Consider the following 16,494-nt stretch of genomic DNA (forward strand, 5'->3'; position numbering starts at 1 on the left):
ATTCTATATTGTAAATAATATTCGGATTTTATCAGCTATTAATGATTACTTTTTAGCAGTTATTCAATTAAAAAATACCTAAATATTTTTTAGAAAAACTATGAAAATATAAAAAAATTATTGACGATATGAAAATAATTATTATATTCAAAACATTGGTAATTTTTCATAAAATATATGGAGTAATGGATGAGTAAATTTAATAGTTTGGCAATTAAGGTGCCTGTAATTCTTTGTATTGTTACTGCGATATTTATAACAATAATGCTTATAATTTCACTTACAATAGCTGGTAATGGTATATCAAAAAGCAGATTTGAAGGTTTTGAAACAACGGTAAAGGGATATTCATCGGTATTTGATGCTTGGTTTAGAACGCAGTCATATTTATTAGAAACCTATGCTTCAGTTCCTATAGTAGGAGAATATCTTGCCTACAAAGATTATACAAGAACTGACAGATTAAATGCTACATTAAAAACATTTAGAGAAAAAAATGCCTGCTCTATTAATGTAGGAATAGTTGATAATAATGGGATTATAATAGCTGACAGTGATTATTCAAAATTGATAGGAAGTAAATTTACAGACAGCAATATTGATATATGGAATAAATTAAAAAATAGACAATACGGATACGGCAGCGTAAGCTACGGAAATGAACTTGTACCGTCAATAGTTAATGGCGAATTATCTTTTATTTTTGCCACTCCTGTAAAAAATGGAAATGAAGAGGTAGGATATTTATATACTGTCTTTAATTGGAGAGAATTTTATAAAAATTATATAGAAGGTATAAAATTGGGAGAAACAGGCGGTCTCGATGTAATAGCACCTAATCTAAAAGTATTAATGAATACAGATTATAATAAAGTTAATACAGATGCTCCTCAAGTTTATAAAAATGTATTTGACAATAATTTATCAAAAGGGGTTGTTGAATATATTGCTAATAATCATAAGACAATGGGCTCATATACTAAAATGAAATATGTGCCTTGGATAACTTCTATGACTATGACTTCAGAAGAAATATTTGCTGAGAGCAGAAAAGCTATATTAAGCGGAATCATTCTTGGAATTATCACTATAGTTTCTATAGCAATATTTATCAATATATTTATACGCTCTATAACAAAACCTTTATCTTTAGTAGTGCATGAAGCTCAAAAAATAGAAAGAGGAGATTTGACAGAATTTAAAGGAAAAATAAAACCTAGAAAAGATGAAATTGGAATACTTGCAGATAGCTTTGCTAATATGAGACATAAATTGGTTGAAACTATAAAAGAAGTTAATGATGCCTCTATATGTATAATGAATGCTTCAGAAAAATTAGCTAAAGGAAATGTAGAGTTATCAAGAAGAACAGAAGCACAGTCAGCAAGTTTGCAGCAGACAGCAGCTTCTATGGAACAAATGGCCTCTACTATAAAATCATCTACTGAATATTCTATAACAGGAAATAATATGATGATATCTTCTAAATCTTCTATAGATGAAGCAGGAGATATTATTATACAAACTACAAAAAATATCGAAGAAGTATATGATGCAAGCACAAAAATAAAAAATATCACAAAAATTATTGAAGATATTGCTTTTCAAACTAATATATTAGCATTGAATGCATCTGTAGAAGCAGCAAGAGCTGGAGATCAGGGAAAAGGCTTTGCAGTTGTAGCAAGCGAAGTAAGAAATCTTGCTCAAACTACTCAGTCATCAGTAAAAGATATTACCGATTTAGTAGACAATGCATACGATAAAATTAATAAAGCTACAGGAACAGCAAGACAATCACAGGAAATATTTAAAGATTTAAAAACTAAAATAGATGAAACAGCTAATATAATGAGAGGAATAAGTTCTGCAGCAGTAGAGCAGCAGTCCGGTGTTGAACAGGTTAATAGGGCAGTTTCTGAAATGGATGGAGCTACTCAAATGAATAATGCTCTTGTTAATGATGCTGAAAATGCTTCAAAGGATTTAGTTCTTCAGGCTAATTCATTACAGCATGCTATGAAGTTTTTTAAACTATAAATAATAAACAATTAAAAAAGCACATATATCAAAAAATATATGTGTTTTTTTATTTATAAATTATTTTCTATTATTCTCATTAATATTAAATAAAGTTCTATATCTTTTTTTCTATAATAATAATGCATAGTGTTTAATATACATTCAGAAGTATAATTAAATAATTCTTCTATATCATCTATTAACTTTTCAGCATTTTTTATTTCTGCATCACTTATAATATCAAAATTAGTGATAATATTTTTTACCATTGTTATTTTTCTGGAATTATCAAAATTATCTTTTACTGCATTATTGATTATATTTCTATATGATAAAAAATTATCTATATTAAAATCGTTAAAATCTATATAAGATTTTTTTTCGGTATTAGATGAATACAGGCTATATAAATCATTGCTTTCTATATCCTGAAATAAAAGATTGATAAAATGATAAATATCTATTTTTTTAAAATGAATTCCATCATTAATATCCAATGTCTCTTCTTTTTTAGAATGAATTCCTTCATTATTATTTAATACATATTCTTCTTGATAAAGATTTTCTTTTTTTTCATTATTTTCAGAATTATCATATATATTGGCATTCTTAATGAGTTTTTTATATTTGCTTATATAACTATTATATTTTTCTTTCTTTCCTGCTTTTAAATATAATTCGGATATTAATTTATAAGCCTCAGCCTCATCATCTTTAATTTCTATAGATTTCTTTAAATTAAATAAAGCCTTTTTATAATTACCCAATCTAAAATAGCAATCTCCAAGCCATAATAAAACCAAATAATTTTCTTCATTATCACTATTTAAATTTAAAGATTTTTCAAAATATTTTACAGCATCTTCATATTCACTGTCTATATAATTAATATATCCTATCCAATAATATGCCAGATAGTTATTTTCATTATTATATTTTTCATTTACCGCTATAGATTCAAGTAAGTAATGCACAGCATTTTTATAGCTTTCAAGTTTAGCATAGCAGATGCCAAGATATAAATAATTTAAATATTCATCATTTTGAGAATCTGTAAGCTTAATAAAGCAGTCAAGCTCTTCGTCAATATCATTATTATTCAAAGCAATATTTCTAGCATTTTCAAAACATTCATCTGATAAATTGTTTTCATCTATTACTTTATATATCAAAGCTAAAGCGAACCAACTATCAAAATTATCATCCTTTAATTTTACAGATTCGCTTAAATGCTCCAAAGCCTTATCATATACTTGCATTATAAAATATGTACTGCCTAGATAATATCTGCTTAAATAATCATTATCTTTCAATTTTACAGATTTATTTAAATACATAATTGCTTTGTCATAATTTTTTAACTGAATATGACAGTATCCAATATATCCATATACCAAATAGTCTTCAGAACCTAAAGACATAGACAAATACATTAATGCTGTATTATAATCATTGTCATTTACTGCAGTTTTAGCATAAGTGATTCCAAGCCATAAAGTATAATATTTATTGTTATTATCTAAATTATATGAAGCTTTAAAATATTCTAATGCCTCTTTATATACTCCCAAAGAAGCATAACATCTTCCTATATAGTATTTATATATAGCCTTATTAGTGCTGAATTTCTCTAATGAAGAAGCCTTTATAAAATGCATCATAGATATATCATATTTTTTTAATCTATAACAGCAATAACCTGCTTTAAACATAGCTTCTATATTGTTGGGGTCGATAGATAAAATATCATTGCATAAGGAAAATGCATCATTATAATTTTTGTTTTTTATACACTCATCTACTTCATGCAGATATTTATTAATATTTTCCATATAATCCTTTTTAATTATTAGTTGTATATTATAAATCATATTTAAGAAATTTGAAACTACTTGTAAATAATTATATATATATTATGATAAAAAATCATTTTATTACTTATAACTATAAAGATATATGATTTTAGAATTATTATCAGTTTTTTATGGTATATTAATAAATGTAAAAATAATTTAAAATTAAGGAAACATAATGGATAATATAATAAATTTTAAAATTAAAGATAAAGACAATTATTTTGAAAGCATAGAAGATGCATATATTAATCCTCCAAAGAAAATACCTCTATTTTTAAGACTGCCTATGTGGATAGCAAAAAAGAAAGTAAAAAAAGACCTGCTCCTTCCAAAGATTTTAGCTTGGAACCCTAAAACTGCAATAAGCTCAGGCATAATGGAAGCATTAATTACGCATGATGATAAGGAAGTGCCTAAAAGACTTTTAAAACTCATAAGAATACAAATCTCAATAGATATAGCCTGCCCATTTTGTATAGACATGAACAGCTTTGAATATGATAAAGAAAATGTAACAGAAGAAGAAATAAAATATTTACAAAATAAAGATATAGATTCATGTTCTACAATGTCAAATAAAGAAAAGATTGCTTTAAAATATATTTCAGCTATTACAAAAACCCCAGTAATAATATCAGAAGAATTAATAATAGAAATAAAAAAAGAGTATTCAGAGAGAGCAATATTAATATTAGCCTCCACTGCTGCACAGGTGAATTATTGGGCAAGGCTTATAAGGGCTTTGGGAGTACCTACTGCAGGGTTTACCAATATATGCAGAATTAATAAATAGGCATAAAAATATTGACTTAAATTAAAAAATTAAGAAGTTATCAATTTATATGTAAATTATTATACAAAATTATGAACATAGAAGTTAAAGTAACAGCGGGAGCTAAATCCAATAGTTTTAAATTCGAGAATGGGGTTTATTCCATTCGCATTATGGCTAAGGCTATAGACGGAAAGGCTAATAAGGCTATAATTGAATTTTTGGCTGATGAGCTTAATATTAAAAAGAAAGATATTGATATACTAAAAGGCGAGAAAAGCAGTAAAAAACTTATTTCTATTAATATAAATGATGATGATTTAAAAAAGTATTTTAATAAATAAAAAATTGCATTTTATTGTTGACATAATATATATATTCATTGTAAAATATTTACAATAATTGTATATGGGGTTGTTATGTACAATACTAAGATGGAGAATCTTTTAAATGAAGTTTCATACAGACTGAACAATGAAGATTATAATCAGACTCTTGAAATACTTGATGTTATACTTAAAAAAGTCCCTAAAAATTACAGGGCTAATTTATATAAGGGACAAGTTTGTGTTGAACTCAAAGAATATGAAGATGCTGTAAGATATTTTGAAGAGGCTAGAAGAGTAGATATAAAAACTTTTAAATCTTATAATCTTCTAGGCATAAGCTATCATGCTATAAAACAGTATGATAAGGCTATAGAATGCTTTAATGAAACTTTGAAAATAACCCCTAATTCTTTCAAAGCATATAATCTTTTGGGTATCAGCTATTTTGAGAAAAAGGATTTTACTAAGGCTATAGAAAATTTTAATAAGGCAATAGAAATTAATCCTAAATATGATAAGGCTTTTAATAATTTAGCTTTATTCTATTATAAAAATAAAAAATATAATGAGGCTATAGAGTTTTTTGAACATTCAAAATCTTTAGATGAGAGAGTTTTTAAAGCTTATGATATGCTTGGAATGAGTTATTATAATATTAATAATTATGATAAAGCTATAGAATGTTTTTCCAAATTTCTTCAGTATAATAATAAATCCTATAAAATAGCAAATACTTTAGGAGCGGTTTACTCTTTCTTAAAGGATTATGATAATGCCATAAAATATTTTAATATAGCTATAGATATTAATCCTAAATATGCTAATGCCTATAATAATTTAGCTTTAGTTTATTTCAATAGAAAGATGTTTGATAAGGCAGCTTTTTATTTTGATAAGGCTAGAAAATTAGATATCAATACTTTTACTGATTATAACAAATTGGGTATAAGTTATTATTCTAAAAGATATTATTATGAAGCTATAGAATGCTTTGAAAAAGTTATAGAAAAAAACAGTAATTCTTATAAGGCTTATAACTTTATAGGTATATGCTACTCATCTAATGAAGAATATGATAAAGCAATAGAATACTTTAATAAATCTATAGAAATAAATGATAGGTACTATAAGGCTTATAATAATTTAGCTTTGGCTTATTTTAATTTAAAAGATTATAATGATGCAATAGAAAATTTCAATAAAGCAATAGATATAAATAATAATAATGCAGATTCATATAACGGCATAGGTTTATCCTATTATCATTTAGGCGAAAAAGAAAAATCATTGATTTATTTAAATAGAGCATTAGAACTTAATCCTTCATACAGCAATTCTTATCAAATATTATTCAATATATATTTTGATTTGGAAGAATATGATAATGCTTTGACTATTGCAGATAAAATTATAGAAGTAAATCCTTATTCATTTAAGCATTATGATAAATTAATTTCTATTTGCTTTAATAATAAAGATTATAATAAAGTGATAGAATATGCATCAAGAACTGATAAAAGAGATAATGATATTTATGATATGCTGGCCCAGTCATACTATAGAATAAAAGATTATGATAATTCTTCTATATGCTATAATAAATTAATAGAAAATAAAAAATCAGATTTTGACCTTTATAATAATTTAGCAGTTATATATTACTTGAAAAAAGATTATGATTCGCTTTTAAATACTTATTTCAGATATATAGATAATTTTGATTTAAATCAGCATCATTTTGCAAGCTACAATATATTTTTACTATCATATACTTTATTGAAAGCAAATATAATAAAATACAATGACTTTCTAAACTTATTTGAAAAATCTTTAAATAAAACTATAGAGTTTCATAATACACATAAAACTAATTCCTCTTATACTCTATATAAAAATATTAACTATAATACAGATACTCTTAAATTATTATTAGATAAAAAAACAGAAACTGAAAACATAGTAAATATTTTAGAAAATACTATTGATGCCGGAAAATTTGTAGCACTTAAACCTGTTATAGAAAAATTTAATGAAAAAATGAATATTAATTTATCTTCATTTAGTTCATCTATTAATAATTTAGAAAATAATATTATATGCTTAGAATATGAAACTCAAGATTCAATTATAATCAAAACAAAAAATTATAGTGAAGAAGAAAATATTTACGGAAAAACGGCTAAGTTTATTACTAAAGAAGATAATATTCACTATGATACTTTACTTTCAATATTTGGCTATAATTCAGAAAATAAAAGTGATGATTACAGAGTAATTTTTAACAATATAAAAATAAAAAGTATATATTTCCCTAAAAACTTTGATGATTCTAATATAGAGATTATAAGAAGAATTATAAATGATGAAAATATTAAACTTTTAAAAACTGATAATTGAAAATAAATTTATTTTTACATAAAAATATATACACAAAATTATGTCTAAACGATTGAAAAAAGTTTTTAATATGCTATAATCTAAATATATTAAAAAATAAAAAGGAAGTTATTTTTTAGGGATTAAAGATTATGGATGAAATGATTGAAACAAGCGGTGCTCTTTTGGAGAATGAAATTGCAGAAAATAATTCTGATAATAATGCAGAAGTTCGTGCGGCAAATACTGAAAATAAAAACACTCTAGAAATAGATGACTCTATACTTGCAAACGAAGAAGAACTTGAAAAGATTATGGAAGCTATCATATATGTTGAAGGAAATGTTCCGATAAGCAGATTAAGAACTCTTTTCAAATGCGAGAATTCTGATATAAGAAATCATATAGAAAATATTAATAACAGATACAGAAATGCAAAAAGTGCTATAGAGATACTTGAGGTAGGAGACTCTGTACTTATGACTATAATACCTTCTACATTTGGTACTTTATCAGCAATATATGATAAAAAAAGAAAGAAAAAAATATCAAAAGCAATGCTTCAGACTCTTTCTATAATAGCATATAAACAGCCTTTAACTAAAGCTGAAATTGACGATATAAGGCAAAGCGATAGCAGTTATCATTTAAGGGCTTTAATGGAAGATGGTTTCATAGCTTGGAAGGGTAGAAAAGATTATTTAGATAAAAGGCAAACTTATGGAACTACTGATAAATTCCTAATGCATTTTGGTATAAATAGTTTAGATGATCTTCCAAAATTAAGAGAATTGAAAGACTTGGAATTCAATAAAGATGAGTAATAAATAATAGGGCTTTGCTTGATAAGAGTAAAGCCTTTATTATTTTGTCATAATTTTAAAATTTTATTTACATACCCCGCCCTTTATGCTTTACCGCTGTATTTTGAATTTTAGTATTAATTATATTTAAAGCCAAATTAGAATTGTTAACACCCGCCCAAGCGTTATTTAAATTTAAAATCTGTTTAACGCACGGTAAACAGTTTTTTATTTATTATTAACATCATAATTCAAAAATATTCTATATTTTAAATTTTATTCTGCGTGCGGTTATTAAATTTTTAAACTAGTATTAAAAATATTCCTTTGACAATTAAAAGTTTTTAATATATTATCTTTTTAATAAAAATTAAATTTTTTTAATGAGAATATTATATATGGATAATAATAAATACGATGTTATAGTAGTAGGTGCTGGACATGCTGGAATAGAAGCTGCACTTTCATCAGCAAGACTAGGAATGAAAACTTTAATTATATCTATTAATTTGGATACTATAGGACAAATGTCATGCAATCCTTCTATAGGAGGCGTTGCTAAAGGCACTATTGTTAAAGAGATAGACGCACTAGGCGGAGAGATGGGGCTTTTAATAGATAAAACTATGATGCAGTTTAGAATGCTTAATAGAAGCAAAGGCAAAGCCGTATGGGCACCAAGAGCTCAGGCAGATAAATATGCATATAAAGAAGAAGCTGCTAAAACTCTTTATGCTCAGAATAATCTCACACTTCATCAGGATATAGTAACAGAAATAGTAGTAGAAAATAATGTACTTAAAGGTTTAAAAACAGAAAGAGGCAGAGAATATGAATGCAAAGCTGTAATACTTACTACAGGAACATTTTTAAACGGTCTTATTCATATAGGAACATATCAGAAACAGGCTGGAAGAATAGGAGAGCTTCCTGCTATAGGGCTTTCTGATAATTTAAGGGCTTTAGGTTTTGAAGTAGGAAGATTAAAAACAGGAACACCTGCAAGAGTGGATTATAATTCTATTAATTTTGATATATTAGAGATTCAGAAAGGCGATGAGGAAATAGTACCTTTCTCTTTTTTAGATGAGAGTATTAATATAGTTCAAGAACCATGCTATATAACATATACTGACACTAATATTCATAAACTTATACAAGACAATATACATTTATCTCCAATGTACAGCGGGGTTATTACTGGAATAGGTCCTAGATATTGCCCTAGTATAGAGGATAAGGTTGTAAGATTTGCAGATAAACCAAGACATCAGCTTCATTTAGAGAGAGAAAGCTACAGAACTAATGAAGTTTATATAAATGGTTTCTCTTCAAGTTTACCGGAAGAGGTGCAGATAAAGATGATAAGAGCATTGAAAGGACTTGAAGAGGTGAAAATATTAAAACCTGCTTATGCAGTAGAATATGATTATGTGAACCCTATAGAATTAAAGCCTACGCTTGAAACTAAAAAAATTGAAGGATTATTTCTAGCAGGACAGATTAATGGAACAAGCGGATATGAGGAGGCTGCTTGTCAGGGTTTAATGGCTGGAATAAATGCTGCATTAAAAATTAAAAAAGAAGATCCGTTTATACTTAAAAGAAGCGACGGATATATTGGTGTTTTAATAGATGATTTAACTGCTAAAGGAACTAAAGAACCTCATAGAATGTTTACTTCTCAGGCAGAACATAGAATGCTTTTAAGACAGGATAATGCCGATGAAAGATTAACTGAGCTTTCTTATAATATAGGGCTTGCAAGTAAAGAAAGGCTTGATAAAGTAAGAGACAAAAAAAGAAAAACTCAAATTCTTGTAGAATACTTAAATAAAAGAACATTAACTCAAAAAGAAGCAGAAGATTTGGGATTTACAAAAGAGGCTAAAGAATACAGAAGCATGACATTATCTTCTATAATAAAGCGTCCTGAATGCGGTATTGATATGCTTGTTTATTTGATAGATGATGAGTATAATAAAGATGTTTTGAATAATGCAGAAATAGCTATTAAATATGAAGGCTATATTGCAAGATATTTAAATGAAATAAAAGACATTGAAAAATATGAGAACATGCTTATACCTGAAGATTTTGATTATTCTAGTTTAAAAAGTGTCAAGATAGATGCCATTAACAAATTAAAACAGTATAAGCCTTATAATATATCGCAGGCACTAAGAATACCAGAAGTAGATAAATCAGTTGTGCATATTCTAATACTTGCTCTTACAAACAAGAAGAAATAATTTATTGTAACTAATATAATAAAAAAACGGCTCTATAATATTTATAAAGCAGTTTTTTCATTATTTAATTATTAAATATTAATTTGCAGCAGCAGTCTGTTTTGTTAAAGTTCCTTTCACAAAATCAAGACTCATACTTTGTCCTTGGGAATTAGGAGTTATTGTTACTTTTATATCAGCTGAATTATTATCATTAAATGTTATTGTTATATCATTTCCCCTTCAATTCCAATGCCGCTATCACTTGCATTTTGTTTTATTGTATATACATTATTAGATGTAGTTTGTATTTGATCTTTTGGTATAGTAGCATTTTCTGTAGTTATAGAACCGTCTTCATTTATAGTCCAAACTTGTCCATGTATTTGTTGTTCAGGATCGATGAAAACTGTACCGTTTAAAATCCAAGTTTATGCATACTGTTCAATACTTTATTAGTATTATTTGGGTCTTTATTGTTATTTTTACAGCTTACAGTCAAAAAGCTAACTAACATTATAGATAATAGAAATGATTTTTTATTCATTTTAACAGCCTTTCATTTATTAATTATTATATATAAATAAAAAATAATTAATAAATGAAAAAAGAAGAAGAAATTTTTTTCATAAATTTATTATTTTATTGTAAAACTATGAACTATATATAGATAAAGTTAAATATAAATAATAAAAATTTCAATTTATATTACTTATCATTTTGATTTTTTAATAAATATATTGTAAATTAATTGCTACTTATTATATTTTAAAATAAAAAATATGAGGATTAATTATGAAAAATATTTATTTATTATTATTATTTATTGTATCTATTTTTATTGTATCATGCGGTAATAAGATTACAGCCCCTTCAGAAACTATGGATGGCATAACATATTATGATCCTTCTACTGCAGAAACTAAGCAATATAGCTTTTATAGGCTAGATCATAATACTGGATATAATATATTCGTTAAGGAATCATTCAGAAAATTAGCTGAATCAAAAAATACAATTATTTATGTTGAAGATGGACAAGATATTACAAGAGCTGATATTATGAACTTTATAAATAAATTTGAAGAGTATTATCCTAAAGAACTTGAAATATATGGAGAACATTCAGATATTGATGGAAATGGAAAAATAATATTTTTAATGGCTTCTTTAAATACTAATAAAAAACCAAATAGTGGGAATATGGGAGGGTATTTCGATCCTAAAGATTTACTTTATGGAAAAGACGGAGTAAAAGGAGAATATCTCCATGTAGATTTTACTTATGGTATTGATAAAGTTATTGGCGTTATGATGCATGAACTTCAGCATTTGATCAATTATAATGTGAATGTATTTAATGGAAATAAATCAATGGATATTTGGCTTAATGAAGCACTTTCAGAATCAACATCTCATTTATTTTCAAAGGATATTGTAAAATCAAGAGAAAATGCTTTCTTAAAAACCCCTTATTATTCTTTTTATTCTTGGTATATGCGATATGCAAATAATAATAGAGATAATATCTTTGGAGCAAGCGGTATTCTTATAAGTTATTCTTCTTCATCTATATTTATGAATTGGCTAAATACTAAAACAGGCGGGGATTATGAAATTTTTAAAGAAATAGCACATTCTAATCCTTCATTAACAAGCGAAGAAAGACTTACAGGTATTACATCTAAATATGGTCTTGGAGACAATATGGATGATGTAATGCTTAATTGGATAGACGGATTAAGTAAAGGGGAGCTTCCTGGAATAAGTATTTCAGCCATAAGCCCAAATGATCCAAATATAAGTAAAAATGGAAGCATACTATTATTGCCTAGATCAGTTATAGTTTATAATACATCTTCTATTCCTGCTGATGCTAAAACTAAGAGAATACAGTTAAGCGGACAGGCTTGGAATGGGTTTTCTGCTGTAGTAAATACTTCTGAAAATAAAAATGTAGGATATGTTGATGAAGCGGATATTGTAAGTCTTAATTTGCCTCAGGTAAATGTACTTAACTCTTCAATGAAATATAAATCACTTGATTTAAACTCACTTGAAGGCGATTATTTTATAGATAAAGTCTTTAGTGAATATGATATAATAATAAAAGAATAAAATAGTATTTTATAAAAATTATAATATTTGTTTAACAATTTTGATAAAAAAACCTGCTATATATAAATATAATATATAAAGCAGGTTTTTATATTAATTAAATTAATATTATCTGTTTACTGTTGTGTTCTAGTAAATGTTCCATCTCTATATACATAAAGATTATAAGATTTTCCTCCAATATTAATTATAATATATGATTCAGCAGTAGCTGTTTGTCCATCAGTATTAAAAGTATAAGCTTCTTTTAATCCGCTTATACTAATGCTTGGATTTGGAGTAGGTATATTAATTGTCAAATCTGCAATATATTTATTATCTCCTTCTTTAGATATCTTATTTTTTTCAATTGTTGTTTGACCATTAAGTATGCTTCCATCTGAATTTATAGTATATTGTTCATTTTTAATAGGTGTATTAAAACTTTGTTTAAAGTAATCAATTAATGTATTTGCTATATCAGCAGCAGGAGCCTCAGGAGAAAACTGCAAATTTGGTGCAGCATTAAGATACCAAATTCCTTGATATTTTTCTCCTATATCTGTACCTGTAGATGTATCTGGATTTGTGTTGTTATTTTTACATCCTATAGCAGAAAAAGATGCTAGAATAGAAATAATAAAAAGGGTTAAAAAGAGTTTTTTATTCATTTTTATCTCCTAAAATTTTATATTAATATTAAAAAATAACATATAGTATTGGTATATTGTAAAATTGATTTATTGTCATTTTTTAAATTTATTAATAAAAAACCTGCCCTATATAATATATAAAGCAGGTTTTAATTTTTTAATATTAAATTAATTTTATCTGATTATTGAACATTTTGTTTTGTTGCTGTAATTGTTCCATCTCTAAACAAATAAAGATTATAATTATTGCCGCCTACATTTATTATAATGTAAATAGACATATTTCCTGTACCATCTGCATTAAAAGTAAGTTCATATTTTTCTGCAATAAGATATTCCATAGATACATTATCATTATATAGGGTTATAATATATTTATTGCTTCCTTCTTTCATTATATTATTTTTTTCTATTTTACCTCCAGCAAAAATTACACTGCCGTCTGTATTAATAATTAATTCCATATCTTGATATACACTATTAAGCATTGATTCAAAATCAGCAATTATTTGAGCTGCTAGAGGAGGTGAATCAGGATAGAACTCAAATTTTGTTGCGGCATTAAGATACCATGTTCCCTGATATTTTTCTCCTATATCTGTTCCTGTATCTGGGTTTGTATTATTGTTTTTACATCCTATAGCAGAAAATCCCGCCAATATAAGAATAAAGAGAATTAAAAACAATTTCTTATTCATTTTTATATCCTAAATATTAATTTTGTAATAAGATAACTTATTACTAAATATATTGCAAAATAAATTTAATTAAAATTAAACATTTTTATATATAATTTTTATTGCTATATTAAAAAAATCAATTTGATAAATTCATATTGAAATTATATTTTAATAATTTATATTATTATGAAACAAAGATATGAGGATTAATTATGAAGAATATTTATTTATTGCTGCTTATTGTATCTATTTTTATTTTATCATGCAGTAATAAGATTACAGCCCCTTCCGAAAGTAATGGCATAATATATTATGACTATGATACTGCAGAAACTAAGAAATATAGTATTATAAAAAAGGACCATAACATTTACACTGACATTACTGTTAAAAGCACTTTCAAAAAATTAGCCGAATCTCAAAATACTATTATTTATGTTGAAGATGGACAAGATATTACAAGAGATTATATTATGAACTTTATAAATAAATTTGAAGAGTATTATCATAAAGAAGTTGAAATATATGGTGAACCATCAGATATTGATGGAAACGGAAAAATAATATTTTTAATGGCTTCTCTAAATATTAATAAAAAACCTAATGAACCTAGTTTGGGTGGATATTTTACTCCTTCTGATTTACTTTATGGAAAAAATGGAGAAAGAGGAGAGTATCTGCATGTTGATATTAAAGATTCCATTGATAGCGTACTTGGCACTATGATGCATGAACTTCAGCATTTAATTAATTATAATATGAATGTAATTAATGGAAATAGAGAAATGGATGTTTGGCTTAATGAAGCACTTTCAGAATCAACATCTTATTTATTTTCAGAGGATTTGACAAAATTGAGAAAAGACGCTTTCTTAAAAACTCCTTATTATTCTTTTTATTCTTGGTATATGCAATCAAATAATGGAAATAATCTCTTTGGATCAAGCGGTATTATAATAAGTTATTCTTCTGCATCTATATTTATGAACTGGCTAAATACTAAAACAGGCGGAAATTATAATATTTACAGAGAAATAGCATATTCTAGTTCTTCATTAACAAGTGAAGAAAGACTTACAGGTATTACATCTAAATATGGTCTTGGAGATAATATGAATGATGTAATGCTTAATTGGATAGATGGATTAAGTAAAGGGGATCTTCCCGGAGTAAGTATTTCTGCTATAAATCCAAGCGATCCAAGTGTAAGTCAAAATGGAAGCATACCATTATTGCCTAGATCAGTGATAGTTTATAATACATTTTCTATTCCTTCTGATCCTAAAACTAAGACAAGGCAGTTAAGCGGACAGGGTTGGAATGGTTTTTCTGCTGTAGTAAATACTTCTGAAAATAAAAAGGCGGGGTATGTTGATGAAGCAGATATTGTAGATATTAATTTGCCTCAGGTAAATGGGCTTAACTCTTCAATGAAATATAAATCACTTGATTTAAACTCACTTGAAGGCTATCATTTTATAGATAGAGTTTTTAGTAAAGATTATATAATAGAAGAATAAAATAGTATTTCATAAAAATTATTTAATAAAGGAATTGCTATGAAAATAAATTACATATTTTTATTGATTATTTTTATATTTATTTCTTCATGCGGTAATAAGATTACAGCACCTTCAGAAGTGAACGGCATAATATATTATGACTATGACACTACAGAAACTAAATCTTTTTCTTTTTTTAAGATTGATAACTCTACAGGTAAAGCTCTTGAAACTAAAAGTAAGTTCAAAAAACTAGCAGAATCTCAAAATGTTATTGTTTATTTTGAAGACGGATATAGTATTACGAGAGATCAATTAAGAAGTTTTCTCACTCAATTTGAAAAATCTTATGAAAAAGAAGTAAGCATATATGGAGCGCCGTAGATCTTGATAGAAACGGAAAAATAATATTTTTAATGGCTGATATTAATACAAATGGAAATAGTATAGGAGGGTATTTTTCTAAGATGGATTTGATTGATGGAAAAGATGGAATAAGGAGGTGAATATCTTCATGTAAATGTTAAGTGGGAATTGGAATCAGTATTTGGTGTTATGATGCATGAACTTCAGCATTTAATTAATTATAATATGAATGCAATTAATGGAAATAGAGAAATGGATGTTTGGCTTGATGAAGCACTTTCAGAATCAACATCTTATATATATAACCTCTTTTTTACTTATTTATTTATGTGATGACAATAACTCTGTTCCAAAAGATAGCAAGTTCTTTTCCGCAAAAAAGTTATTTTTTTGTACATCAATTAACAAATTAAGGCAAAAAAATAAGGAGCGTTAATGCCCCTTATTTTATATAATTATTATATTATTATCCCATATAGCATATTACTAAATTATCATCACTAATTAATATCTCATCTCCATACAATTTTTCATTCTCTTCTAAATATTTAACAAAACCCTCTGTATCAAACTCTTGATAAAAATCTCTGATAATATCATAACCTATAGATACTTCATATTCATTATTATCCTCATTTAATATAGCTATAATTGGTAATGATGAACCCTGCTCATTCTCTAATAAATATTTTGCTAATAATTCAGCTGCTTTTTCTGAGTAGTATTCTTTTAATCCTTCTATTATCTCATTCAAACTAAAATTAATCATTTTTAATTACCTCTTTTTTAATTATTTATTTATGTGAT

15 protein-coding genes are annotated in these 16,494 nt (G+C 26.0%); 10 read left to right on the forward strand and 5 right to left on the reverse strand.

Annotated elements, in window-relative coordinates:
• The first annotated feature begins 189 nt into the window (after nucleotides 1–189).
• Nucleotides 190–2,040 (forward strand): methyl-accepting chemotaxis protein, encoded by a 1,851-nt coding sequence (locus tag BFL38_RS00535; RefSeq protein WP_069725225.1) that lies wholly within the window; start codon nucleotides 190–192, stop codon nucleotides 2,038–2,040.
• Between the two features lie 53 nt (nucleotides 2,041–2,093).
• Here BFL38_RS00535 and BFL38_RS00540 read toward each other — a convergent pair whose 3' ends face one another.
• A complete protein-coding gene (locus BFL38_RS00540; protein WP_069725226.1) occupies nucleotides 2,094–3,854 on the reverse strand; it encodes a tetratricopeptide repeat protein in 1,761 nt (586 codons plus the stop codon).
• Nucleotides 3,855–4,053: 199 nt separating this feature from the next.
• Between BFL38_RS00540 and BFL38_RS00545 the strand changes: the two genes are divergently transcribed.
• The 5 genes from BFL38_RS00545 (at nucleotide 4,054) to mnmG (ending at nucleotide 10,410) form a co-directional block, all read left to right on the forward strand.
• Nucleotides 4,054–4,671, forward strand: a complete 618-nt coding sequence (locus tag BFL38_RS00545; RefSeq protein WP_069725227.1) for a carboxymuconolactone decarboxylase family protein — start codon at nucleotides 4,054–4,056, stop codon at nucleotides 4,669–4,671.
• A gap of 71 nt (nucleotides 4,672–4,742) precedes the next feature.
• Complete coding sequence (locus BFL38_RS00550) at nucleotides 4,743–4,994, forward strand: DUF167 domain-containing protein (protein WP_069725228.1); 252 nt, start codon at nucleotides 4,743–4,745, stop codon at nucleotides 4,992–4,994.
• A 75-nt stretch (nucleotides 4,995–5,069) separates the two neighbouring features.
• Nucleotides 5,070–7,376 carry a tetratricopeptide repeat protein gene (locus BFL38_RS00555; RefSeq protein WP_069725229.1) on the forward strand — a complete coding sequence of 769 codons (2,307 nt, stop codon included), beginning with the start codon at nucleotides 5,070–5,072 and terminating at the stop codon, nucleotides 7,374–7,376.
• A gap of 131 nt (nucleotides 7,377–7,507) precedes the next feature.
• Nucleotides 7,508–8,179: an SMC-Scp complex subunit ScpB gene (gene scpB, locus BFL38_RS00560; RefSeq protein ID WP_069725230.1), complete on the forward strand. Its 672-nt coding sequence runs from the start codon at nucleotides 7,508–7,510 to the stop codon at nucleotides 8,177–8,179.
• A gap of 377 nt (nucleotides 8,180–8,556) precedes the next feature.
• On the forward strand, nucleotides 8,557–10,410 hold the full coding sequence (mnmG, locus tag BFL38_RS00565) for a tRNA uridine-5-carboxymethylaminomethyl(34) synthesis enzyme MnmG (protein ID WP_069725231.1): 1,854 nt from the start codon (nucleotides 8,557–8,559) through the stop codon (nucleotides 10,408–10,410).
• Between the two features lie 397 nt (nucleotides 10,411–10,807).
• Here the strand turns inward: mnmG and BFL38_RS15290 are convergent, their stop codons facing one another.
• A complete protein-coding gene (locus BFL38_RS15290; RefSeq protein WP_256097159.1) occupies nucleotides 10,808–10,936 on the reverse strand; it encodes a hypothetical protein in 129 nt (42 codons plus the stop codon).
• Nucleotides 10,937–11,184: 248 nt separating this feature from the next.
• On the opposite strand from BFL38_RS15290, the gene BFL38_RS00570 reads away from it, so the two are divergent.
• Entirely contained in the window at nucleotides 11,185–12,507 is a 1,323-nt protein-coding gene (locus tag BFL38_RS00570) for a hypothetical protein (protein WP_069725232.1), read from the forward strand.
• Nucleotides 12,508–12,623: 116 nt separating this feature from the next.
• On the opposite strand, the gene BFL38_RS00575 is transcribed toward BFL38_RS00570, so the two are convergent.
• Together BFL38_RS00575 and BFL38_RS00580 are read right to left on the reverse strand one after the other, a co-directional pair.
• Nucleotides 12,624–13,157 carry a hypothetical protein gene (locus BFL38_RS00575; protein ID WP_069725233.1) on the reverse strand — a complete coding sequence of 178 codons (534 nt, stop codon included), beginning with the start codon at nucleotides 13,155–13,157 and terminating at the stop codon, nucleotides 12,624–12,626.
• Between the two features lie 164 nt (nucleotides 13,158–13,321).
• Nucleotides 13,322–13,837: a hypothetical protein gene (locus tag BFL38_RS00580; RefSeq protein WP_069725234.1), complete on the reverse strand. Its 516-nt coding sequence runs from the start codon at nucleotides 13,835–13,837 to the stop codon at nucleotides 13,322–13,324.
• 194 nt (nucleotides 13,838–14,031) lie between these two features.
• Here BFL38_RS00580 and BFL38_RS00585 point away from each other — a divergent pair, with 194 nt between their 5' ends.
• From BFL38_RS00585 to BFL38_RS15300, 3 genes are all read left to right on the forward strand, one after another.
• Nucleotides 14,032–15,339 (forward strand): hypothetical protein, encoded by a 1,308-nt coding sequence (locus BFL38_RS00585; protein WP_069725235.1) that lies wholly within the window; start codon nucleotides 14,032–14,034, stop codon nucleotides 15,337–15,339.
• 39 nt (nucleotides 15,340–15,378) lie between these two features.
• Nucleotides 15,379–15,705, forward strand: coding sequence for a hypothetical protein (locus BFL38_RS15295; protein WP_256097160.1), 327 nt, complete (start codon nucleotides 15,379–15,381; stop codon nucleotides 15,703–15,705).
• Between the two features lie 150 nt (nucleotides 15,706–15,855).
• The gene (locus BFL38_RS15300) at nucleotides 15,856–16,020 is read left to right on the forward strand and encodes a hypothetical protein (protein ID WP_256097161.1); all 165 of its coding nucleotides are present in this window, start codon (nucleotides 15,856–15,858) and stop codon (nucleotides 16,018–16,020) included.
• A gap of 133 nt (nucleotides 16,021–16,153) precedes the next feature.
• Here the strand turns inward: BFL38_RS15300 and BFL38_RS00595 are convergent, their stop codons facing one another.
• Nucleotides 16,154–16,456 carry a hypothetical protein gene (locus BFL38_RS00595; protein WP_069725236.1) on the reverse strand — a complete coding sequence of 101 codons (303 nt, stop codon included), beginning with the start codon at nucleotides 16,454–16,456 and terminating at the stop codon, nucleotides 16,154–16,156.
• Between the last annotated feature and the right edge of the window lie 38 nt (nucleotides 16,457–16,494).

This window comes from Brachyspira hampsonii (assembly GCF_001746205.1).
Taxonomy (GTDB): domain Bacteria; phylum Spirochaetota; class Brachyspiria; order Brachyspirales; family Brachyspiraceae; genus Brachyspira; species Brachyspira hampsonii_B.

Excerpts from the sequence above, each read along its gene's own strand:
- BFL38_RS00570 (WP_069725232.1), top strand. The coding sequence starts at position 11,185 with ATGAAAAATATTTATTTATTATTATTATTTATTGTATCTATTTTTATT.
- BFL38_RS00555 (WP_069725229.1), top strand. The coding sequence starts at position 5,070 with ATGTACAATACTAAGATGGAGAATCTTTTAAATGAAGTTTCATACAGA.
- mnmG (WP_069725231.1), top strand. The coding sequence starts at position 8,557 with ATGGATAATAATAAATACGATGTTATAGTAGTAGGTGCTGGACATGCT.
- scpB (WP_069725230.1), top strand. The coding sequence starts at position 7,508 with ATGGATGAAATGATTGAAACAAGCGGTGCTCTTTTGGAGAATGAAATT.
- BFL38_RS00575 (WP_069725233.1), bottom strand. The coding sequence starts at position 13,157 with ATGAATAAAAAACTCTTTTTAACCCTTTTTATTATTTCTATTCTAGCA.
- BFL38_RS00535 (WP_069725225.1), top strand. The coding sequence starts at position 190 with ATGAGTAAATTTAATAGTTTGGCAATTAAGGTGCCTGTAATTCTTTGT.
- BFL38_RS00585 (WP_069725235.1), top strand. The coding sequence starts at position 14,032 with ATGAAGAATATTTATTTATTGCTGCTTATTGTATCTATTTTTATTTTA.
- BFL38_RS15295 (WP_256097160.1), top strand. The coding sequence starts at position 15,379 with ATGAAAATAAATTACATATTTTTATTGATTATTTTTATATTTATTTCT.
- BFL38_RS00595 (WP_069725236.1), bottom strand. The coding sequence starts at position 16,456 with ATGATTAATTTTAGTTTGAATGAGATAATAGAAGGATTAAAAGAATAC.
- BFL38_RS00580 (WP_069725234.1), bottom strand. The coding sequence starts at position 13,837 with ATGAATAAGAAATTGTTTTTAATTCTCTTTATTCTTATATTGGCGGGA.
- BFL38_RS00540 (WP_069725226.1), bottom strand. The coding sequence starts at position 3,854 with ATGGAAAATATTAATAAATATCTGCATGAAGTAGATGAGTGTATAAAA.
- BFL38_RS15290 (WP_256097159.1), bottom strand. The coding sequence starts at position 10,936 with ATGAATAAAAAATCATTTCTATTATCTATAATGTTAGTTAGCTTTTTG.
- BFL38_RS00545 (WP_069725227.1), top strand. The coding sequence starts at position 4,054 with ATGGATAATATAATAAATTTTAAAATTAAAGATAAAGACAATTATTTT.
- BFL38_RS00550 (WP_069725228.1), top strand. The coding sequence starts at position 4,743 with ATGAACATAGAAGTTAAAGTAACAGCGGGAGCTAAATCCAATAGTTTT.